The organism is Cupriavidus taiwanensis LMG 19424, assembly GCF_000069785.1.
In the GTDB taxonomy this organism is placed as follows: Bacteria; Pseudomonadota; Gammaproteobacteria; order Burkholderiales; family Burkholderiaceae; genus Cupriavidus; species Cupriavidus taiwanensis.
In genome coordinates, this window is record NC_010528.1 from 1,057,430 (window position 1) to 1,077,972 (window position 20,543).

Consider the following 20,543-nt stretch of genomic DNA (forward strand, 5'->3'; position numbering starts at 1 on the left):
AAGCCTTTGTAACGGACCTGAAGGGCCTGAAAACCCGGCGCCAGGCAATATTGTTTCTCCCCCAGCCGACGTGGTGAAATTGGTAGACACGCTATCTTGAGGGGGTAGTGGCGAAAGCTGTGCGAGTTCGAGTCTCGCCGTCGGCACCAAACAACTTGATCGGAGTCCCTGGCCGGGCAATGCACCCGCGCATGGGGCTCCGGCAGTCCGCAAGGCGGCGCGCCATGATTCTCGTGGCTTAGCGCCTGGGGTGGGCAACAGGACGCCGCTTCAGCTGGTGCTGTTGACAACATTCCAGATAAGGCTGGCCGTACCTTGAATCTCGAAGCCTACTTCCCCGTTCTCATCTTCATCATCTTCGGTGTCGTGCTTGGCGTGGCACTGATGTCGATCGGTCGGATCCTCGGTCCGAACAAGCCCGATCCCGCGAAGCTGTCTCCTTACGAGTGCGGCTTCGAAGCGTTCGAGGACGCGCGCATGAAGTTCGACGTGCGCTACTACCTCATCGCCATCCTGTTTATCCTGTTCGATCTCGAAACCGCCTTCCTGTTTCCGTGGGGTGTTGCCCTGAAGGATATCGGCTGGCCGGGTTTCATCGCCATGGGCGTGTTTCTGCTGGAATTCATCGTGGGCTTCGTCTACATCTGGAAAAAGGGCGCGCTCGATTGGGAGTGATGTGAAATGGCAATCGAAGGCGTTCTCAACGAAGGCTTTGTCACGACTACCGCTGACAAGCTGATCAACTGGACCCGCACCGGGTCGCTGTGGCCGATGACCTTCGGCCTGGCCTGCTGTGCCGTGGAAATGATGCATGCCGGCGCCGCGCGCTACGACATGGACCGCTTCGGCGTGATCTTCCGCCCGTCGCCGCGCCAGTCGGACGTGATGATCGTGGCCGGCACGCTGTGCAACAAGATGGCCCCCGCGCTGCGCAAGGTCTACGACCAGATGGCGGAACCGCGCTGGGTGATCTCGATGGGCTCGTGCGCCAACGGCGGCGGCTACTACCACTATTCGTATTCGGTGGTGCGCGGCTGCGACCGCATCGTGCCGGTGGATATCTACGTGCCGGGCTGCCCGCCGACGGCCGAGGCGCTGATCTACGGCGTGATCCAGCTGCAGAACAAGATCAAGCGTACCAACACCATCGCGCGCAAGGGCTGAAATGGCGAAGCTCGATACCCTGAAGGCCGCGCTCGAGAAGGCTCTCGGCAAGCGCGTGCAGAACCTGGTCGAGGCGACCGGCGAACTGACGCTGATCGTCAAGGCGGATGACTACCTCGACGTGGCGCAGATCCTGCGCGACGATCCGTCGCTGCGCTTCGAACAGCTGATCGACCTGTGCGGCGTCGATTATTTGGAATATGCCGACGGCGCGTGGGACGGCCCGCGCTTTGCCGCCGTGTCGCAGCTGCTGTCGGTCACGCACAACTGGCGCCTGCGCCTGCGCGCGTTTGCCAGCGACGATGACTTCCCGGTGCTGCCGTCGCTGATCAACGTGTGGAACTCGGTCAACTGGTTCGAGCGCGAAGCCTTCGATTTCTACGGCATCGTGTTCGACGGCCATCCGGACCTGCGCCGCATCCTGACCGACTACGGTTTCGTCGGCCATCCGTTCCGCAAGGACTTCCCGGTGTCCGGCTTTGTCGAGATGCGCTACGACCCCGACCAGAAGCGGGTCATCTACCAGCCGGTCACGATCGAGCCGCGCGAACTCACGCCGCGCGTGATCCGCGAGGACAAGTACGGCGGCGTGGAGCACTGAGAACGCGTCATGGCAGATATCAAGAATTACACCCTGAACTTCGGCCCGCAGCACCCGGCCGCGCACGGCGTGCTGCGCCTGGTGCTGGAACTGGACGGCGAAGTCATCCAGCGCGCCGACCCGCATATCGGCCTGCTGCACCGTGCCACCGAAAAGCTGGCCGAGCAGAAGACCTGGATCCAGAGCGTGCCGTACATGGACCGCCTCGACTATGTGTCGATGATGGTCAACGAGCACGCCTACGTGATGGCGATCGAGCGGCTGCTGGGCCTCGAGGTGCCGGTGCGCGCGCAGTACATCCGCGTGATGTTTGACGAGATCACCCGCCTGCTGAACCACCTGATGTGGATCGGCTCGCACGCGCTGGACGTCGGCGCGATGGCGGTGTTCCTGTACGCCTTCCGCGAACGCGAGGACATGTTCGACATGTACGAGGCGGTGTCGGGCGCGCGCATGCACGCGGCCTACTACCGCCCGGGCGGCGTGTACCGCGACCTGCCTGACACGATGCCGCAATATCGCGCGTCCAAGGTACACAACGAGCGCGCCATCAAGGCCATGAACGAGGCCCGTTCGGGCTCGCTGCTCGATTTCATCGAGGACTTCACCAACCGCTTCCCGAAGTACGTCGACGAATACGAGACGCTGCTGACCGACAACCGGATCTGGAAGCAGCGCCTGGTGGATATCGGCGTGGTCAGCCCGGAACGCGCGCTGCAGATGGGCTTTACCGGCCCGATGCTGCGCGGCTCGGGCATTGCCTGGGACCTGCGCAAGAAGCAGCCGTACGAGGTGTACGACAAGCTGGACTTCGACGTGCCGGTGGGCGTGGGCGGCGACTGCTACGCGCGCTACCTGGTGCGCGTGGAAGAAATGCGCCAGTCCAACCGCATTATCAAGCAGTGCGTGGACTGGCTGCGCCGCAACCCGGGCCCGGTGATCACCGAGAACCACAAGGTGGCGCCGCCCTCGCGCGTGGACATGAAGTCCAACATGGAAGAACTGATCCACCACTTCAAGCTCTTCACCGAAGGCATCCACGTGCCCGAAGGCGAGGCGTACGCAGCGGTGGAACACCCCAAGGGCGAGTTCGGCATCTACGCGATCTCGGACGGCGCGAACAAGCCGTACCGCCTGAAGATCCGGGCCCCCGGCTTTGCCCACCTGGCCGCGCTGGACGAAATGGCCAAGGGACACATGATTGCTGACGCGGTAACGATCATCGGCACGCAAGACATCGTCTTCGGCGAGATCGACCGCTAATCACGGACCGCCGGCCCGGACGACGATCCGGGCGCTTTCCGAGGGGCTCCGCCGGGCGGAGCGGCCCGGAAGACCCGCGGCGGACCGGCACGGCCTCAGGCCCGCCGGCGGAACGGCAGCGACGGCTGCAAACCTGCGGAGAGACGCCCGGTGGCGCTGTCTCCGGCGTTTTACTGCAATGACCATGCTATCAGCAGAAGCTCTCAAGGAAATCGATCGCGCGATCGCGAAGTATCCGGCCGACCAGAAGCAGTCGGCCGTGATGGCGGCGCTTGCCGTGGCGCAGGGCGAGGTGGGCTGGGTTTCCCCCGAAGTCATGCAGTTCGTTGCCAACTACCTCGAGATGCCGCCCGTGTGGGTGGAAGAGGTGGCGACCTTCTACAACATGTACGACACCAAGCCGGTGGGCAAGTACAAGCTCACCGTCTGCACCAACCTGCCGTGCGCCCTGTCGGGCGGCGAGCGGGCTGGCGAATACCTGAAGCGCAAGCTCGGCATCGACTACAACGAAACCACCGCGGACGGCTGCTTCACGCTGAAGGAAGGCGAGTGCATGGGCGCCTGCGGCGACGCCCCGGTGATGATCGTCAACAACACCCGCATGTGCAGCTGGATGAGCGACGACAAGCTCGACGCCCTGGTCGAAGAGCTCAAGGCCGAGGCTGCCAAGGGGGGCAAGTAACATGACCTGTCTGCACGACCGCCATATCCAGCCGCTGATCCTGGCCGGCCTGGACGGCAACAACTGGCACCTGGAAGACTACGTCAAGCGCGGCGGCTACCAGCAGCTGAAGCGCATCCTGACCGAGAAGATCCCGCCCGAGCAGGTGATCGCCGACGTCAAGGCCTCGGGCCTGCGCGGCCGCGGCGGTGCGGGCTTCCCGACCGGCCTGAAGTGGAGCTTCATGCCGCGCACCTTCCCGGGTCAGAAATATCTGGTCTGCAACACCGATGAGGGCGAGCCCGGCACGTTCAAGGACCGCGACATCATCCGCTACAACCCGCATGCGCTGATCGAGGGCATGGCCATCGGCGCGTACGCGATGGGCATCACCGTGGGGTACAACTACATCCACGGGGAGATCTGGAACGAATACAAGATCTTCGAGGAAGCCCTCGAAGAGGCGCGCGCGGCCGGCTTCCTGGGCGACAACATCCTGGGCTCGGGCTTCAGCTTCCAGCTGCACGCCCATCACGGCTACGGCGCCTATATCTGCGGCGAGGAAACCGCGCTGCTCGAATCGCTGGAAGGCAAGAAGGGCCAGCCGCGCTTCAAGCCGCCGTTCCCGGCCAGCTTCGGCCTGTACGGCAAGCCGACCACCATCAACAACACCGAGACCTTCGCCGCGGTGCCGTTCCTGCTGGCCGTCGGCCCCGAGAACTACCTGAAGATGGGCAAGCCGAACAACGGCGGCACCAAGATCTTCTCGATCTCGGGCGACGTCGAGCGCCCCGGCAACTACGAGATCCCGCTGGGCACGCCGTTCGCCAAGCTGCTGGAACTGGCCGGCGGCATGCGCGGCGGCAAGCGCATCAAGGCGGTGATCCCGGGCGGCTCGTCGGCGCCGGTGGTGCCGGGCGACCTGATGATGGCGTCCGACATGGACTACGACTCGATCGCCAAGGCCGGCTCGATGCTGGGCTCGGGCGCGGTGATCGTGATGGACGAGACGCGCTGCATGGTCCGCTCGCTGCTGCGCCTGTCGTACTTCTACTTTGAGGAATCGTGCGGCCAGTGCACGCCGTGCCGCGAAGGCACCGGCTGGCTGTACCGCATGGTCAATCGCATCGAACACGGAGAAGGGCGCCAGGAAGACCTGGACCTGCTCAACAACGTCGCGGAAAACATCATGGGCCGCACCATCTGCGCGCTCGGCGATGCCGCGGCGATGCCGGTCCGCGGCATGCTCAAGCACTACTGGAAAGAGTTCGAGTATCACGTCGAACACAAGCAGTGCATGGTTCCGGCCTACATCTAAGCGTGGCAGAACATGGTTGAACTAGAGATCGACGGCAAGAAGGTTGAGGTTGCTGAGGGCAGCCTGGTGATGGAAGCGGCCCGCAAGCTGGGCACCTACATCCCGCACTTCTGCTACCACCGCAAATTGTCCATCGCGGCCAACTGCCGCATGTGCCTGGTCGAGGTCGAGAAGGCCCCGAAGGCGCTGCCTGCCTGCGCCACGCCGGTGACCCCCGGCATGAAGGTCTTCACCAATTCGGAGAAGGCAGTCAAGGCGCAGAAGTCCGTGATGGAATTCCTGCTGATCAACCACCCGCTGGACTGCCCGATCTGCGATCAGGGCGGCGAGTGCCAGCTGCAGGACCTGGCCGTGGGCTACGGTGCCTCGGAGTCGCGCTACAAGGAAGAGAAGCGCGTGGTGTTCCACAAGAACGTGGGCCCGCTGATCTCCATGGAGGAGATGACCCGCTGCATCCACTGCACCCGCTGCGTGCGCTTCGGCCAGGAAGTGGCCGGCGTGATGGAGCTGGGCATGCTCAACCGCGGCGAGCACTCGGAAATCACCACCTTCGTCGGCAAGACCGTCGACTCGGAACTGTCGGGCAACATGATCGACCTGTGCCCGGTCGGCGCGCTGACCAGCAAGCCGTTCCGCTACTCGGCCCGTACCTGGGAACTGGCGCGCCGCAAGTCGGTGTCGCCGCACGACGGCCTGGGCGCCAACCTGGTGGTGCAGACCAAGAACCAGCGCGTGATGCGCGTGCTGCCGCTGGAAAACGAAGACATCAACGAGTGCTGGATCTCCGACAAGGACCGCTTCTCGTATGAAGGCCTGAACAGCGCCGACCGCCTGACCCGCCCGCTGCTGAAGCAGGGCGGCGAATGGATGGAAACCGACTGGCAGACCGCGCTGGAGTACGTGGCCAATGGCCTGGCCGGCATCAAGCGCGAACACGGCGCTGACCAGATCGCCGCGCTGGCCAGCCCGCACAGCACGCTGGAAGAGCTGTTCCTGCTGGGCAAGCTGATGCGTGGCCTGGGCAGCGACAACGTCGACTTCCGCCTGCGCCAGACCGATTTCTCGGCCGCGCTGAAGGGCGCGCCGTGGCTGGGCATGCCGGTGGCCGACGTGACCACGCTGCAACGCGCGCTGGTGATCGGCTCGTCGCTGCGCAAGGACCATCCGCTGCTGGCCTCGCGCCTGCGCCAGGCGGCCAAGAAGGGCGCCCGCGTGACCGTGCTGGGTGCCGGCGGTGAAGACCTGCTGATGCCTGCCACCCGTATCGACGTGGCCCCGTCGGGCTGGACCGCCGCGCTGGCCGGCGTGGCCCGTGCCGTGGCCGCCGCCAAGGGCGTGGCCGCCCCGGCCGGCACCGAAGGCTTCGATGGCGGCGATACCGCCGCCAAGGCCGCCGAAGCGCTGCTGTCCGGCGAGCGCCGTGCCGTGTTCCTCGGCAACGAGGCCGTGCGCCATCCGCAGTTCTCGGCGCTGCACGCGCTGGCACAGTGGATCGCCACCGAAACCGGCGCCACGCTGGGCTTCCTGACCGAAGCGGCCAACACCGTCGGCGGCTATATCGCCGGCGCGCTGCCGCAGCAGGGCGGCGCCAATGCGCAGGCCATGCTGGCCACGCCGCGCAAGGCCTACATCCTGCTGAACACCGAACCCGAGTTCGACGCCGCCGACCCGCGCCAGGCGCTGGCCGCGCTGGCCCAGGCCGGCACCGTGGTGGTGCTGTCGCCGTTCCGCTCGGAAGCGGCCATGCAGTACGCCGACGTGATCCTGCCGGTGACGCCGTTCACGGAAACCGCGGGCACCTTCGTCAACTGCGAAGGCAAGCCGCAGAGCTTCAACGGCGTGGTGCGCGCGCTGGGCGAATCGCGCCCGGGCTGGAAGGTGCTGCGCGTGCTGGGCAACCTGCTGGACGTGACCGGCTTCGACTACGAAACCGCCGAATCGGTGCGCGCCGAAGTGCTGTCGGCCCCGGTCGAGGCGCAACTGGACAACGCCACCGATGCGCCGATCCGCGTGGCAGCCGCTGCCGCCAACGGCATCGAGCGCATCGCCGACGTGCCGATCTACCATGCCGACCCGATCGTGCGCCGCGCCGAGTCGCTGCAGCTGAGCGCCGCCGCGCGCCGCGCCATGCAGATCGCGCTGCCGGCCGACCTGTTCGCCAGCCTGGGCATCCAGTCCGGCGATCCGGTGCGGGTCACGCAAGGGCAGGGCAGCGTGGTGCTGCCGGCCGTGCTCGAAGCCACGCTGCCGGCCAATACCGTGCGGGTGCCGGCGGCGACGCCGGCGGCGATGAGCCTGGGCGCGATGTTCGGCACCGTCACCGTAGAGAAGGCCATTGACCTGGCGCCGGCCACCGGCACCGTGGCCACGGCGTAAGTACAAGAGCGAGAACAAGACATGATTGACTGGATTACCTCGCAAGGGCAGGGCGTACTGGGGGCGTACTGGACGCCGCTGTGGATCCTGATCCGCGCCGTGATCATCGTGGTGCCGCTGCTGCTGTGCGTGGCTTACCTGATCCTGTGGGAGCGCAAGCTGATCGGCTGGATGCACGTCCGTATCGGCCCGAACCGCGTCGGCCCGCTCGGCCTGCTGCAGCCGATCGCCGACGTGCTGAAGCTGCTGCTCAAGGAAGTCATGATGCCCACGCAGGTCAGCCGGGGCATGTACCTGATCGCCCCGCTGATGGTGCTGATGCCGGCCGTGGCGATCTGGGCGGTGATTCCGTTCCAGGCCGAGGTGGTGATGGCCGACGTCAACGCCGGCCTGCTGTACGTGATGGCGATCAGCTCGGTCGGCGTGTACGGCGTGATCCTGGCCGGCTGGGCCTCGAACTCCAAGTACGCCTTCATCGGCGCGATGCGCGCCGCGGCGCAGATGGTGTCGTATGAAATCGCCATGGGCTTTGCCCTGGTGACGGTGCTGATGGTTGCCGGCAGCCTGAACCTGTCGGCCATCGTCAACGGCCAGAACACCGGCTACTTCGCCGACATGGGCATCAACATCCTGTCGTGGAACTGGCTGCCGCTGCTGCCGATGTTCGGGGTGTACTTCATCTCGGGCGTGGCCGAAACCAACCGCCACCCGTTCGACGTGGTCGAAGGCGAATCGGAAATCGTGGCCGGCCACATGATCGAATACTCGGGCATGGGCTTCGCGCTGTTCTTCCTGGCCGAGTACATCAACATGATCATCATCTCGACGATGACCGCGCTGATGTTCCTGGGCGGCTGGGCGCCTCCGTTCGAGAGCGTGGTGACCAACGCCATCCCCGGCTTCTTCTGGCTGCTGATCAAGGTATTCCTGCTGCTGTCGGTGTTCATCTGGATTCGTGCCTCGTTCCCGCGCTACCGCTATGACCAGATCATGCGCCTGGGCTGGAAGGTGTTCATTCCCCTGACCGTGGCCTGGCTGATCATCGTGGCGATCTGGATCAAGTCGCCGTGGAACATCTGGCACTGAACGGCCAAACGACGGTGCGCCTGCCCGGCAGGGCGCGCGCCGTGTGGAAATACTAGGAAGCATCATGCTGCTCGCCATCAAGGACTTCTTCAACAGCCTGCTCCTGAAGGAACTCTTCAAGGGCATGGCCCTGACCGGCCGCTATCTCTTCGCGCGCAAGATCACGGTCCAGTTCCCGGAAGAGAAGACGCCGATCTCGCCGCGTTTCCGCGGGCTGCACGCGCTGCGCCGCTACCCCAACGGGGAAGAGCGCTGCATCGCCTGCAAGCTGTGCGAGGCGGTGTGCCCGGCGCTGGCCATCACGATCGAGTCCGACGCGCGCGCCGACGGCACGCGCCGCACCACGCGCTATGACATCGACCTGACCAAGTGCATCTTCTGCGGCTTCTGCGAAGAGGCCTGCCCGGTCGACGCCATCGTCGAAACCCAGATCCTGGAATACCACGGCGAAAAGCGCGGCGACCTGTACTTCACCAAGGACATGCTGCTGGCCGTGGGCGACCGCTACGAGCCGCAGATCGCGGCGGCCAAGGCTGCCGACGCGAAGTACCGCTAAGCCGGATGCCGGCCGGAGCTTCCGGCCACAGAAGTACCGCCGGTTGGCGGCTGCCGCAAGCAGCAGACCTGGCAGCCGCCGCCACCGAATTGAAATGCGGTCCCTGCAATGCAAGGGGCCAATGCAAGGATGCCGCAGGAGCGGGCCACCCGAGGGGGTGGCTTGTGCCGGGCGGCCCAGAGAGGATCCGATAGGGACCATGGAACTCACGACCACCATCTTCTACGTCTTTGCGCTGGTGCTGGTGCTCTCCGCACTGAAAGTCATCACCGCGAAGAACCCGGTGCACGCCGCACTGTTCCTCGTGCTGTCGTTCTTCACGGCAGCGGCGATCTGGATGCTGCTGCAGGCGGAATTCCTCGCCATCCTGCTGGTGCTGGTCTATGTCGGCGCGGTGATGGTGCTGTTCCTGTTCGTGGTGATGATGATCGATATCGACATCGAGCACCTGCGCCGCGACTTCTGGACCTACGTGCCGATGGCCTCGATCGTGGGCGCGCTGATCATCGCCGAGATGGCGATCGTGCTGGTGCGCAACTTCGTCGGCACCACCACGCCGGTGGCACCGGCCGGCTCGCAGGAGCCGGGCTACTCGAACACCGCGGCGCTGGGCAAGCTGATCTACACCGACTACATCTACGCCTTCGAAGTGGCCGGCATCATCCTGCTGGTGGCCATCATCGCCGCCGTGGCGCTGACCCTGCGCCGCCGCAAGGACGTCAAGGCCCAGGACGTGTCGGCGCAGCTGCGCACCCGCCGCGACGAACGCGTGCGCCTGGTGCCGATGGCCGCCGAAGGCCAGACCCAGCAGACGGAAGCCGCGGCTGCCGCCAATAAGAACTAAAGCCCGGAGAAATCGCTGTGCTCTCTCTCGCTCATTTCCTCGTGCTCGGTGCGATCCTGTTTGCGATCAGCATCGTCGGCATCTTCCTGAACCGCAAGAACGTGATCGTGCTGCTGATGGCGATCGAACTGATGCTGCTTGCGGTGAACATCAACTTCGTCGCCTTCTCGCATTACCTGGGCGACCTGGCAGGACAGGTTTTCGTTTTCTTCATCCTCACGGTGGCCGCCGCCGAGTCGGCAATCGGTCTCGCCATCCTGGTTGTGCTGTTCCGCAACCTGGATACGATCAACGTGGACGACCTGGACACCCTCAAGGGCTGAGCCGTGGCGCACTACGTAGATACCCAAGACTCACCGACCGCACACCACTAAGCGTCCTATGGCAACCACGCTCAACCCCAACCTGCTGCTTGCGATCCCGCTGGCGCCGCTAGTCGGCTCCGCGATCGCCGGCCTGTTCGGTACCAAGTTCTTTGGCCTGTTTTCCTCGGAGTCGCGCGGCGGCCGGATCGTGGCCCACACCTCGACGATCCTCGGCGTGGCCATTGCCTGCGTGCTGTCGGTGATGGTGCTGCTCGACGTGATGAACGGCGCGGGCTACAACGGCACCGTCTACGAGTGGATGGCCATCGGCAGCCTGAAGATGGAGGTCGGCTTCCTGGTCGACTCGCTGACCGCGATGATGATGGTCGTGGTGACCTTCGTGTCGCTGATGGTGCATATCTACACCGTCGGCTACATGGACGGGGACCCCGGCTACAACCGCTTCTTTGCCTACATCTCGCTGTTCACCTTCTCGATGCTGATGCTGGTGATGAGCAACAACTTCCTGCAGCTGTTCTTCGGCTGGGAAGCGGTGGGCCTGGTGTCGTACTTGCTGATCGGCTTCTGGTACACCCGCCCGACGGCGATCTTCGCCAACCTGAAGGCGTTCCTGGTCAACCGCGTCGGCGACTTCGGCTTCATCCTGGGCATCGGCCTGCTGCTGGCCTACGCCGGCAGCATGAACTACACCGAAGTATTCGCCGCGCGCGACCAGCTGGCTACCGTGGTTTTCCCGGGCACCGACTGGATGATGATCACCGTCGCCTGCATCTGCCTGTTCATCGGCGCGATGGGCAAGTCGGCGCAGTTCCCGCTGCACGTCTGGCTGCCTGACTCGATGGAAGGCCCGACCCCGATCTCCGCGCTGATCCACGCCGCCACCATGGTGACGGCCGGCATCTTCATGGTCGCGCGCATGTCGCCGCTGTTCGAACTGTCGGATACGGCGCTGTCGTTCGTGCTGGTGATCGGCGCGATCACGGCCCTGTTCATGGGCTTCCTGGGCATCATCCAGAACGACATCAAGCGCGTGGTCGCTTACTCGACGCTGTCGCAGCTGGGCTACATGACCGTGGCGCTGGGCGCTTCGGCGTACTCGGTGGCCGTGTTCCACCTGATGACGCACGCGTTCTTCAAGGCACTGCTGTTCCTCGGCGCGGGCTCGGTCATCATCGGCATGCACCACGACCAGGACATCCGCAACATGGGCGGCCTGCGCAAGTACATGCCGATCACCTGGATCACCTCGCTGGTGGGTTCGCTGGCGCTGATCGGCACGCCGTTCTTCGCGGGCTTCTACTCCAAGGACTCGATCATCGAGGCCGTGGCCGAGTCGCATATCGCCGGTTCGGGCTTTGCCTACTTCGCCGTGCTGGCGGGCGTGTTCGTCACCGCGTTCTACTCGTTCCGGATGTACTTCCTGGTGTTCCATGGCAAGTCGCGCTGGGGCCAGAACCACGCTCACCAGCACCATGAGGGCGACCACGAGGACGAGGAAGTCTCGCACGACCATCACCATGGCCTGTCCGCCGGCGAGACGCCGCACGAGTCGCCGTGGGTGGTGACGCTGCCGCTGGTGCTGCTGGCGATCCCGTCGGTGATCATCGGTGCCATCGCGATCGAGCCGATGCTGTTCGGCAACTTCTTCAAGATGGGCGTCGCGTTCAAGGACGTGATCTTCGTCGGCGAGAATCACCACGCCATGGCCGAGCTGAAGGAAGCCTTCCACGGCTGGGTGCCGATGGCGATTCATTCGCTGACCACGCCTGTGCTGTGGCTGGCGATCGCCGGTGTGGTGCTGTCCTGGTTCTTCTACATGAAGCGCCCGGACATTCCGGAAGCGATCAAGAACCGCTTCTCGGGCCTGTACAAGCTGCTGGACAACAAGTACTACATGGACGCCATCAACCAGGCCGTGTTCGCCCGCGGCGCACGCCTGCTCGGTACCGGCCTGTGGAAGGGCGGCGACCAGAGCCTGATCGACGGCCTGTTCGTCAACGGCGCGGCGCGCGTGGTGGCATCGTTTGCTTCGGCCAGCCGCTACCTGCAGTCGGGCTATATCTACCACTACGCGTTCGCGATGATCGTCGGCATGCTGGTGCTGCTGACGCTGACGGTCACGGGCGTGATCGGCACCAAGTGATAGGCACCAAGCAAGGAAAACATAGAAATGGTTCTGTCTTTCTCAATCTGGCTGCCTGTCTTTTTCGGCCTGCTGATCCTCGCCTTCGGCTCGGACCGCAGCCCCGGCTTCGTGCGCTGGATGTCGCTGTTCGGCTCCATCGCCAGCTTCGTCGTCACGCTGCCGCTGGTGTTCCACTTCGATCGCGCCACCGCGGCGATGCAGTTCGTCGAGAAGGCGAGCTGGATCGAGCGCTTCAACATCCACTACCTGCTGGGCGTTGACGGCCTGTCGATGTGGTTCGTGGTGCTGACCGCCTTCATCACGGTGATCGTGGTGATCTCGGCCTGGGAAGTGATCACCGAACGCGTGGCCGAGTACATGGCGTCGTTCCTGATCCTGTCGGGCCTGATGGTCGGCGTGTTCTGCGCGCTGGACGGCATGCTGTTCTACGTGTTCTTCGAGGCCACGCTGATCCCGATGTACATCATCATCGGCGTCTGGGGCGGCCCGAACCGTGTCTACGCGGCCTTCAAGTTCTTCCTGTACACGCTGCTGGGCTCGCTGCTGACGCTGGTCGCGCTGCTGTACCTGTACAACAAGACCGGTACCTTCGACATCCTGCAATGGCACCAGGCCAAGCTGTCGATGAACGAGCAGATCGCGCTGTTCCTGGCGTTCTTCGTCGCCTTCGCGGTTAAGGTGCCGATGTGGCCGGTGCACACCTGGCTGCCGGACGCCCACGTCGAAGCGCCGACCGGCGGCTCGGTGGTGCTGGCGGCGATCATGCTGAAGCTGGGCGCCTACGGCTTCCTGCGCTTCTCGCTGCCGATCGCGCCTGACGCCAGCCACTACCTGGCCCCGTTCATCATCACCATCTCGCTGATCGCGGTGATCTACATCGGCCTGGTGGCACTGGTGCAGGCCGACATGAAGAAGCTGGTGGCGTATTCGTCGATCGCCCACATGGGCTTCGTCACGCTGGGCTTCTTTATCTTCAGCGACATCGGCGTCGAAGGCGGCATCATCCAGATGATCTCGCACGGCTTTATCTCGGGCGCGATGTTCCTTTGCATCGGCGTACTGTATGACCGTGTGCATTCGCGCCAGATCGCCGACTACGGCGGCGTGGTCAACACCATGCCCAAGTTCGCCGCGCTGTCGGTGTTCTTCGCCATGGCCAACTGCGGCCTGCCGGCCACCTCGGGTTTCGTCGGTGAATTCATGGTGATCCTGGGCGCGGTCAAGTTCAACTTCTGGATCGGCCTGCTGGCCGCCACCGCGCTGATCCTGGGCGCCGCCTACTCGCTGTGGATGGTCAAGCGCGTCATCTTTGGCGACGTCGTGCACCAGCACGTGCGCGAGCTGGCCGACCTGAACAAGCGCGAGTTCGTCATGCTCGGCCTGCTGGCCATCATGACGCTGTACATGGGCCTGCACCCGAAGCCCTTTACCGACGTGATGCACCCGTCCGTGGTCAACCTGCTGCAGCACGCGGCGCAGTCGAAGCTGTAATCGGGGAGAGATATCAACATGCAACCGTCCTCGACACTCGCCCCCGTGGCGCCGATCATCTTCCTGGCGATCGCCATCGCCGCGATCAACTGGATCGACCTGGCCCGCGGCAAGGGCAAGCAGAGCGTGGCGTATCCGCTGTCGCTGCTGACCACGCTGGTGCTGACCGCCTGGTTCGGCATGAACGCCGCCACCGGCGAGACGCACTACGCGTTCGCCAACCTGGTCGTGATCGACCCGATGGCCAACGTGCTGTCGGCATTCTGCGCCGCCGGCCTGTTCGTCACGCTGGTCTATACGCGCCGCTATCTGGCCGAGCGCGACATGTTCGCCGGCGAGTTCTACATGCTGGCGCTGTTCACGCTGGGCGGCCAGATCGTGATGATCACCGGCAACAACTTCCTGACCCTGTACCTGGGCCTGGAACTGCTGTCGCTGTCGTCGTACGCGCTGGTGGCGCTGCGCCGCGAGTCGCGCGTGACTTCCGAATCGGCGATGAAGTACTTCGTGCTGGGCGCGCTGGCTTCGGGCTTCCTGCTGTACGGCATTTCGATGATGTACGGCGCCACCGGGTCGCTGAACCTGGGCGAGGTGTTCCGCGCGGTCGAGTCCGGCCGCATCAACACCACCATGCTGGCCTTCGGCGTGGTCTTCATCGTCGCCGGCCTGTCGTTCAAGCTGGGCGCCGCGCCGTTCCACATGTGGATTCCGGACATCTACCAGGGCTCGCCGACCGCGGTGACGCTGCTGATTGCCGGCGGCCCGAAGGTGGCGGCGTTCGCGCTGTTCATCCGCGTGCTGGTCGAGGGCCTGCTGCCGCTGGCCAGCGACTGGCAGATGATGCTGGTGGTGCTGTCTATCATCTCGCTGGCGATCGGCAACCTGACCGCCATCGTGCAGAGCAACCTGAAGCGGATGCTGGCGTACTCCACCATCTCGCACATGGGCTTTGTGCTGCTGGGCCTGCTTTCCGGCGTGGTCGCCAACAAGGCCGACGGCGCCGCCGATGCCTACAGCTCGGCGATGTTCTACTCGGTGACCTACCTGCTGACCACGCTGGGCACCTTCGGCATCATCCTGCTGCGCACCAGCAAGGGCTTCGAGGCCGAGACGCTGGAAGACCTGAAGGGCATGTCGCGCCGCAACCCGTGGTTCGCCTTCCTGATGCTGGTGATGATGTTCTCGCTGGCCGGCATCCCGCCGACCGTGGGCTTCTACGCCAAGCTTGCCGTGCTCGACGCGGTGGTCCAGGCCGGCATGACGTGGCTGGCGGTGGTGGCCGTGCTGTTCTCGCTGATCGGCGCGTTCTACTACCTGCGCATCGTCAAGCTGATGTACTTCGATGCCCCCGTCGGCGAAGAGCAACTGGAAGCCACCTTTGGCCTGCGTTCGATGCTGAGCGTGAACGGCGCCGCGGTGATCCTGCTGGGCCTGTTCCCGGCCGCGCTGATGAACCTGTGCTACCAGGCCATCCGCTCGACCCTGGGCTCCTGATCCGCCACGCCACATGAGCGCCTCCGCAAGCGGCTGGTTTGTCATCCTGCTGGCACTGGTCTGTGCGAACCTGCCGTTCGTGAACCAGCGCCTGTTCGCGGTGATCCCGCTGCGGCAGGCGCGCAAGCCGCTGTGGCTGCGCCTGCTCGAACTGATCGTCTGGTTCGGGGTGGCCGGCGCCGCCGGCTTCGCGGTGGAGGCCAACCTGGGCGGCACGTTTACGCAGGGCTGGCAGTTCTACGCCATCACGGCCTGCATGATGCTGGTGTTTGCCTTTCCGGGCTTCACCTGGCAATACCTCGTCAAACACCGCACGGCCTGAAGCCGGTCTTGTCGGCGCCGGGCCCTGCCTGATCCGGAGCGTCCATGACCGACAAGATCTCACGCGGCACCCAACCCGCCGCCGCCTCCGCCGGCCTGTCCGAGAACGACGACGCACTCAAGGAAGTGTGCGTCGCGTCGGCCACGGTCCATCGCGGCAAGTTTCTTACCCTCAAGCAGGACATCGTCAGGCTGCCCGACGGCAAGCAGACCGGGCGCGAGTACGTGGTCCATCCCGGCGCGGTCATGATGATCCCGCTGTTCGACGACGGCACCGTACTGCTGGAGCGCCAGTTCCGCTACCCGATCGGCGAGGTGATGCTGGAATTTCCCGCGGGCAAGCTGGACCCCGAAGAGGGCGCGCAGCGTTGCGGCGAACGCGAGCTGCTGGAAGAAACCGGCTACCGCGCCGCGCGCTGGGATTACCTGACGCGCATCCATCCGGTCATTTCGTATTCGACGGAATTCATCGACATCCTGCTGGCGCGCGAGCTGACGCATGGCGAGGCGCAGCTTGACGACGGCGAGTTCCTGGAAACATTCATCGCGCCGGCCGGACAAGTCATAGACTGGGTGCGTAGCGGCCGCATCACCGATGTGAAGACGATCATCGGCGCGTTCTGGCTGGAAAAAGTGATCTCCGGTGCGTGGCAACCGGGCGAGCAGCCCATGCCCGAGTACGGGGCGGCACAACGGTGAGCTGCACGGCGCACGCCGCCGCAAGCGTTACGAACGGTCGTTCTAAAAAATTTAGCACGACCGTTCACAAAATTTGGATTCGCGGATAATATAGCTTTTGACGGGCTGGAAAGATCATGAAGGTGCTCGACCTGCGCTGCGCGCATGACCATCGTTTCGAGGGCTGGTTTGCCTCGGAGGAAGAGGCGCAGTCGCAAATCTCGCGTGACCTGGTCCAATGCCCGGTCTGTGGCGACCACGCCGTGACCCGGCTGCCCAGCGCGCCGCGCCTGAACCTGTCAGGCGCGACCACGCGCGAAGGCAAGACCAGGCCGGCGCAGCCGGCTGCCGCACCGGTGACACTGCAAGCGCTCTATATGAAGGCAGTGAAGCAGGTGCTGGCGCAGACCGAGGACGTTGGCGACCGCTTTGCCGAAGAGGCAAGGCGCATGCACTATGACGAGGCGCCGGAACGCGGCATCCGCGGTTCGGCCTCGCCGGAGGAAGTGCAGGCGCTGGCCGAGGAGGGCATCGAGACTTTTCCGCTCGTGTTGCCGGATGCGCTGAAGCAGACGGCTCACTGAATTGCGTCCTGTGCCCGTTGCTGTCGGCGCATGACGCGCAGGCAGAACAAACCGCCGGCGGCCCGCGCCATGCCGGCACCACTGGAGACGGGCATGGATCTCAACTACTCGGCGTCCGACGACGCCTTCCGCGAGGAAGTGCGTAGCTGGCTCGAAGCCAACTTGCCGGCGGACATCCGCAGCAAGATTCTCAACCACCGCCGTCCGAACCGCGACGACCTGGTGCGCTGGCACAAGCTGCTCGCCGGCAAAGGCTGGTCGGCGCCGCACTGGCCGGTCCAGTACGGCGGCACCGGCTGGAACGCCACCCAGCGCCATATCTGGGACGAAGAGAATGCCCGCGTCGGCGCGCCCGGCGTGCTGCCGTTCGGCGTGGCGATGGTCGCGCCGGTGATCATGAAGTACGGCAACGAGCAGCAGAAGTCGTACTACCTGCCGCGCATCCTGGACTGCACCGACTGGTGGTGCCAGGGCTATTCGGAGCCGGGCTCGGGTTCGGACCTGGCCTCGCTGAAGACCCGCGCCGAGCTGACCCCGGACGGCAAGCACTACATCGTCAACGGCCAGAAGACCTGGACCACGCTCGGCCAGCACGCCGACATGATCTTCTGCCTGGTCCGCACCGACCCCGAGGCCAAGAAGCAGGAAGGCATCTCGTTCCTGCTGATCGACATGAAGACCCCGGGCATCACCGTGCGCCCGATCATCATGCTCGACGAAGAGCACGAGGTGAACGAAGTCTTCTTCGACAACGTCAAGGTGCCGGTCGAAAACCGCGTCGGCGAAGAGAACAAGGGCTGGACCTACGCCAAGTACCTGCTCGGCCACGAGCGCACCGGCATCGCCCGCGTCGGCAATTCCAAGCGCGAGCTGGGCTTCCTCAAGCGCGTGGCGCGCCAGCAGCAGAAGAACGGCAAGCCGCTGCTCGAAGATCCGGTGTTCGGCGCCAAGGTGGCCGCGCTCGAGATCGAGCTGATGGCGCTCGAGATCACCGTGCTGCGCGTGGTGTCGAGCGAAGCGGCGGGCAAGGGCCCCGGCCCCGAGGCATCGATGCTGAAGATCAAGGGCACCGAGATCCAGCAACTGCTGACCGAGCTGATGGTCGAGGCCGTCGGCCCGTACGCGCAGCCGTTCGACACCGCCTACCTGGAGTGCGAGACCGAGCACGCCGTGACCGGCTATGACGACGCCGCGCCGCTGGCCGCGTACTACTTCAACTATCGCAAGACCTCCATCTACGGCGGGTCCAACGAAATTCAGAAGAACATCATCAGCCAGATGATTCTGGGGCTGTGAGGAGACACGCATCATGAACTTCAATCTCAGCGACGAACAGAAGCAACTGGCCGACGCCGTCCGCCGTTTCATCGACAAGGATTACGGTTTCGAAGAGCGCAAGAAGCGCTACGAGAGCGCCGCCGGCTACGGCGAGGCCGCATGGGGCGCGCTGGCCGAACTGGGCCTGACCGCGCTGCCGGTGCCGGAAGCGCAGGGCGGTTTTGCCGGCAAGGCCCTGGACATGATGGTGGTGCAGCAGGAACTGGGCCGCGGCCTGATCGTCGAGCCCTACCTGGCGACGGTGGTGGGCGCCTACGCACTGGGCCTGGCTGGCGGCCAGGACGCGCTGCTGGAGCAGGTGGCCGGCGGCGAACTGAAGCTGGCGGTGGCGTTCAACGAGCCGCAGGCGCGCTATGAGCTGAACAACGTGCGCGTCACCGCGCGCGACGGCAAGCTCAACGGCCGCAAGACCGTGGTGGTGCACGGCGGCCAGGCCGACAAGCTGATCGTATCGGCGCGCAGCAGCGGCGGCGATGCCGACCAGGACGGCATCTCGCTGTTCCTGGTGGATGCCAAGGGCGCCGGTGTCAGCATCAAGGACTATCGCACCATCGACAACCTGCGCGCGGCCGACATCACCTTCCAGGACGCGCCGGCGCAGCTGCTGGGCGAGGCCGGCAAGGGCTTCGCGCTGGTCGAGCAGGTGGCCGACTACGCCGCGGTGCTGCTGTGCGCCGAGGCCGTGGGCGTGATGGATACGCTCAACGCGGCGACGCTGGAATACGCCAAGACGCGCCAGCAGTTCGGCCAGCCGATCGCACGCTTCCAGGCGCTGCAGCACCGCATGGTCGAGATGTTCATCCACGCCGAGCAGTCGCGCTCGATCACGCTGCTGGCCGCGGCGCGCTTCGAGGAGGCGATGCCGGAAGAGCGCCGCCGCTACGTCTCGGCCGCCAAGGCGCGCGTGGGGCAGGCGGCGCGCACGGTGGGCCAGGAGGCGGTGCAGATCCACGGCGGCATGGGCGTGACCAACGAACTTCCGGCCGCGCACATGTTCAAGCGGCTGACGATGATCAACACCACCTTCGGCGACGTGGACCATCACCTGGGCAGGTTTGCCGCCCAGCCCGGGTTCCAGGAAGCTGCCTGATCCGGCCAGTCCAGTCAAAACCGCGCTGCAGTCCAGGCGCGGTTTTTTTCTTTGGGCGCTGTTAGGGGCGGGTTCGGCAAATACGGACGCGCGCGCCGGCCTGCCATGCGATCATCGTGCGGACAAGTCAACCGCATCCACAACGGAGACACCCCCATGCTGTATTTCGAGGATTTTGAAGTCGGCAGCCGCCGCGAGCTGGGCTCCTACCTCGTCACCGAGGAAGAGATCCTGAACTTCGCGCGCCAGTACGATCCGCAGCCGTTCCATATCGACAAGGAAGCCGCCGCCAACAGCATCTACGGCGGCCTGATCTCGAGCGGCTGGATGACGTGCTCGATCATGATGCGCCTGCTGGTGCTGAGCACCACCGGCAAGTCTGCCAGCATGGGTTCGCCGGGCGTCGACGAGATCCGCTGGCTCAAGCCGGTCTATGCCGGCGACACGCTCACCGTGGTGCTGAACGTGCTCGACAGCCGGCCGTCGCAATCCAAGCCGGACCGCGGCGTGGTCCATACCCAGTGGGAGGCCACCAACCAGCGCGGCGAGCTGGTGTGTACCGTCAAGGGCATGGGCATGTACGGCCGCCGGCCGGCGTAACAACACTTAACCGTCACGAGGAGACGATCGACATGCGTACCATCGCAACGCTGGAAGAGCTGGAAGGGCTGCAGGGGCAGGAAGTCGCGGTCAGCGACTGGATCGAGGTAACCCAGCATCAGGTCAACCAGTTTGCCGAGGCTACCGGCGACCACCAGTGGATCCACATCGACGTGGAGCGCGCGAAAAAGGAGTCGCCCTATGGCGGCCCGATCGCGCACGGCTTCCTGACGCTGTCGCTGCTGCCCAAGTTCATGCACAACGCACTGAGCATGCCCTCCAAGATCGGCGTCAACTACGGGCTGAACCGGGTGCGCTTCACGGCACCGGTGCCGGTTGGGAGCAAGCTGCGCGCACGCATCAAGCTGCTCAAGGTCGAGCGCCTGGACCCGCTGCCGAAGTCGCCCGAACTGGTCGGCGCGCAGTCCACCTGGGAGGTCACCGTGGAGCGCGAGGGCAGCGAGCGGCCGGTGTGCATCGCCGAGTCCATTACCCGCCGCTACGGCTGAGCCGCAGCGCCGCTTGCGGCACTGCGACAATATGCCACAGCGCCATGTCGCACCCCTGAGGGCCGCGCAAAGCGCGGCTTTCTGCATATTTATGCGC

21 protein-coding genes and 1 tRNA gene are annotated in these 20,543 nt (G+C 64.8%); all 22 read left to right on the plus strand.

Annotation, left to right across the window (positions count from 1 at the left end; all coding sequences use genetic code 11):
- Positions 1–64: 64 nt before the first annotated feature.
- The 22 genes from RALTA_RS04910 to RALTA_RS05015 all read left to right on the plus strand — a co-directional run bounded on the left by RALTA_RS04910 (position 65) and on the right by RALTA_RS05015 (position 20,446).
- Positions 65–149 (plus strand) — tRNA-Leu (locus tag RALTA_RS04910).
- A 166-nt stretch (positions 150–315) separates the two neighbouring features.
- Positions 316–675, plus strand: a complete 360-nt coding sequence (locus RALTA_RS04915) for an NADH-quinone oxidoreductase subunit A (protein WP_012352330.1) — start codon at positions 316–318, stop codon at positions 673–675.
- 6 nt (positions 676–681) lie between these two features.
- Positions 682–1,164 carry a NuoB/complex I 20 kDa subunit family protein gene (locus tag RALTA_RS04920; protein WP_008643342.1) on the plus strand — a complete coding sequence of 161 codons (483 nt, stop codon included), beginning with the start codon at positions 682–684 and terminating at the stop codon, positions 1,162–1,164.
- A gap of 1 nt (position 1,165) precedes the next feature.
- Complete coding sequence (locus RALTA_RS04925; RefSeq protein ID WP_012352331.1) at positions 1,166–1,765, plus strand: NADH-quinone oxidoreductase subunit C; 600 nt, start codon at positions 1,166–1,168, stop codon at positions 1,763–1,765.
- Between the two features lie 9 nt (positions 1,766–1,774).
- Entirely contained in the window at positions 1,775–3,028 is a 1,254-nt protein-coding gene (locus RALTA_RS04930) for an NADH-quinone oxidoreductase subunit D (protein WP_012352332.1), read from the plus strand.
- 184 nt (positions 3,029–3,212) lie between these two features.
- A complete protein-coding gene (gene nuoE, locus RALTA_RS04935; RefSeq protein WP_025582426.1) occupies positions 3,213–3,710 on the plus strand; it encodes an NADH-quinone oxidoreductase subunit NuoE in 498 nt (165 codons plus the stop codon).
- A gap of 1 nt (position 3,711) precedes the next feature.
- Entirely contained in the window at positions 3,712–5,007 is a 1,296-nt protein-coding gene (nuoF, locus tag RALTA_RS04940) for an NADH-quinone oxidoreductase subunit NuoF (protein WP_012352334.1), read from the plus strand.
- Between the two features lie 12 nt (positions 5,008–5,019).
- Complete coding sequence (gene nuoG, locus RALTA_RS04945; RefSeq protein WP_012352335.1) at positions 5,020–7,383, plus strand: NADH-quinone oxidoreductase subunit NuoG; 2,364 nt, start codon at positions 5,020–5,022, stop codon at positions 7,381–7,383.
- Positions 7,384–7,404: 21 nt separating this feature from the next.
- On the plus strand, positions 7,405–8,469 hold the full coding sequence (nuoH, locus tag RALTA_RS04950) for an NADH-quinone oxidoreductase subunit NuoH (protein ID WP_012352336.1): 1,065 nt from the start codon (positions 7,405–7,407) through the stop codon (positions 8,467–8,469).
- A gap of 64 nt (positions 8,470–8,533) precedes the next feature.
- Positions 8,534–9,025: an NADH-quinone oxidoreductase subunit NuoI gene (gene nuoI, locus RALTA_RS04955; protein WP_010809124.1), complete on the plus strand. Its 492-nt coding sequence runs from the start codon at positions 8,534–8,536 to the stop codon at positions 9,023–9,025.
- A gap of 199 nt (positions 9,026–9,224) precedes the next feature.
- Positions 9,225–9,869 (plus strand): NADH-quinone oxidoreductase subunit J, encoded by a 645-nt coding sequence (locus RALTA_RS04960; protein WP_025582421.1) that lies wholly within the window; start codon positions 9,225–9,227, stop codon positions 9,867–9,869.
- Positions 9,870–9,886: 17 nt separating this feature from the next.
- Positions 9,887–10,192, plus strand: coding sequence for an NADH-quinone oxidoreductase subunit NuoK (gene nuoK, locus RALTA_RS04965; protein ID WP_012352338.1), 306 nt, complete (start codon positions 9,887–9,889; stop codon positions 10,190–10,192).
- 58 nt (positions 10,193–10,250) lie between these two features.
- On the plus strand, positions 10,251–12,338 hold the full coding sequence (gene nuoL / locus RALTA_RS04970; RefSeq protein WP_012352339.1) for an NADH-quinone oxidoreductase subunit L: 2,088 nt from the start codon (positions 10,251–10,253) through the stop codon (positions 12,336–12,338).
- A gap of 27 nt (positions 12,339–12,365) precedes the next feature.
- Complete coding sequence (locus RALTA_RS04975; protein ID WP_012352340.1) at positions 12,366–13,832, plus strand: NADH-quinone oxidoreductase subunit M; 1,467 nt, start codon at positions 12,366–12,368, stop codon at positions 13,830–13,832.
- Between the two features lie 18 nt (positions 13,833–13,850).
- A complete protein-coding gene (nuoN, locus tag RALTA_RS04980; RefSeq protein WP_012352341.1) occupies positions 13,851–15,326 on the plus strand; it encodes an NADH-quinone oxidoreductase subunit NuoN in 1,476 nt (491 codons plus the stop codon).
- Positions 15,327–15,339: 13 nt separating this feature from the next.
- Entirely contained in the window at positions 15,340–15,648 is a 309-nt protein-coding gene (locus tag RALTA_RS04985) for a DUF2818 family protein (RefSeq protein WP_012352342.1), read from the plus strand.
- 44 nt (positions 15,649–15,692) lie between these two features.
- Positions 15,693–16,346 carry an NUDIX domain-containing protein gene (locus RALTA_RS04990; protein WP_012352343.1) on the plus strand — a complete coding sequence of 218 codons (654 nt, stop codon included), beginning with the start codon at positions 15,693–15,695 and terminating at the stop codon, positions 16,344–16,346.
- Positions 16,347–16,462: 116 nt separating this feature from the next.
- Positions 16,463–16,909, plus strand: coding sequence for a DUF1178 family protein (locus RALTA_RS04995; protein ID WP_012352344.1), 447 nt, complete (start codon positions 16,463–16,465; stop codon positions 16,907–16,909).
- 93 nt (positions 16,910–17,002) lie between these two features.
- Positions 17,003–18,205, plus strand: coding sequence for an acyl-CoA dehydrogenase family protein (locus RALTA_RS05000; protein ID WP_012352345.1), 1,203 nt, complete (start codon positions 17,003–17,005; stop codon positions 18,203–18,205).
- A 13-nt stretch (positions 18,206–18,218) separates the two neighbouring features.
- The gene (locus tag RALTA_RS05005) at positions 18,219–19,337 is read left to right on the plus strand and encodes an acyl-CoA dehydrogenase family protein (protein ID WP_012352346.1); all 1,119 of its coding nucleotides are present in this window, start codon (positions 18,219–18,221) and stop codon (positions 19,335–19,337) included.
- Positions 19,338–19,493: 156 nt separating this feature from the next.
- Positions 19,494–19,937 carry a MaoC family dehydratase gene (locus RALTA_RS05010; RefSeq protein ID WP_012352347.1) on the plus strand — a complete coding sequence of 148 codons (444 nt, stop codon included), beginning with the start codon at positions 19,494–19,496 and terminating at the stop codon, positions 19,935–19,937.
- Between the two features lie 32 nt (positions 19,938–19,969).
- Positions 19,970–20,446 (plus strand): MaoC family dehydratase, encoded by a 477-nt coding sequence (locus RALTA_RS05015; protein ID WP_012352348.1) that lies wholly within the window; start codon positions 19,970–19,972, stop codon positions 20,444–20,446.
- Positions 20,447–20,543 lie beyond the last annotated feature (97 nt).

Excerpts from the sequence above, each read along its gene's own strand:
- RALTA_RS04920 (WP_008643342.1), top strand. The coding sequence starts at position 682 with ATGGCAATCGAAGGCGTTCTCAACGAAGGCTTTGTCACGACTACCGCT.
- RALTA_RS04925 (WP_012352331.1), top strand. The coding sequence starts at position 1,166 with ATGGCGAAGCTCGATACCCTGAAGGCCGCGCTCGAGAAGGCTCTCGGC.
- RALTA_RS04930 (WP_012352332.1), top strand. The coding sequence starts at position 1,775 with ATGGCAGATATCAAGAATTACACCCTGAACTTCGGCCCGCAGCACCCG.
- nuoE (WP_025582426.1), top strand. The coding sequence starts at position 3,213 with ATGCTATCAGCAGAAGCTCTCAAGGAAATCGATCGCGCGATCGCGAAG.
- nuoF (WP_012352334.1), top strand. The coding sequence starts at position 3,712 with ATGACCTGTCTGCACGACCGCCATATCCAGCCGCTGATCCTGGCCGGC.
- nuoG (WP_012352335.1), top strand. The coding sequence starts at position 5,020 with ATGGTTGAACTAGAGATCGACGGCAAGAAGGTTGAGGTTGCTGAGGGC.
- nuoH (WP_012352336.1), top strand. The coding sequence starts at position 7,405 with ATGATTGACTGGATTACCTCGCAAGGGCAGGGCGTACTGGGGGCGTAC.
- nuoI (WP_010809124.1), top strand. The coding sequence starts at position 8,534 with ATGCTGCTCGCCATCAAGGACTTCTTCAACAGCCTGCTCCTGAAGGAA.
- RALTA_RS04960 (WP_025582421.1), top strand. The coding sequence starts at position 9,225 with ATGGAACTCACGACCACCATCTTCTACGTCTTTGCGCTGGTGCTGGTG.
- nuoL (WP_012352339.1), top strand. The coding sequence starts at position 10,251 with ATGGCAACCACGCTCAACCCCAACCTGCTGCTTGCGATCCCGCTGGCG.
- RALTA_RS04975 (WP_012352340.1), top strand. The coding sequence starts at position 12,366 with ATGGTTCTGTCTTTCTCAATCTGGCTGCCTGTCTTTTTCGGCCTGCTG.
- nuoN (WP_012352341.1), top strand. The coding sequence starts at position 13,851 with ATGCAACCGTCCTCGACACTCGCCCCCGTGGCGCCGATCATCTTCCTG.
- RALTA_RS04985 (WP_012352342.1), top strand. The coding sequence starts at position 15,340 with ATGAGCGCCTCCGCAAGCGGCTGGTTTGTCATCCTGCTGGCACTGGTC.
- RALTA_RS04990 (WP_012352343.1), top strand. The coding sequence starts at position 15,693 with ATGACCGACAAGATCTCACGCGGCACCCAACCCGCCGCCGCCTCCGCC.
- RALTA_RS04995 (WP_012352344.1), top strand. The coding sequence starts at position 16,463 with ATGAAGGTGCTCGACCTGCGCTGCGCGCATGACCATCGTTTCGAGGGC.
- RALTA_RS05000 (WP_012352345.1), top strand. The coding sequence starts at position 17,003 with ATGGATCTCAACTACTCGGCGTCCGACGACGCCTTCCGCGAGGAAGTG.
- RALTA_RS05005 (WP_012352346.1), top strand. The coding sequence starts at position 18,219 with ATGAACTTCAATCTCAGCGACGAACAGAAGCAACTGGCCGACGCCGTC.
- RALTA_RS05010 (WP_012352347.1), top strand. The coding sequence starts at position 19,494 with ATGCTGTATTTCGAGGATTTTGAAGTCGGCAGCCGCCGCGAGCTGGGC.
- RALTA_RS05015 (WP_012352348.1), top strand. The coding sequence starts at position 19,970 with ATGCGTACCATCGCAACGCTGGAAGAGCTGGAAGGGCTGCAGGGGCAG.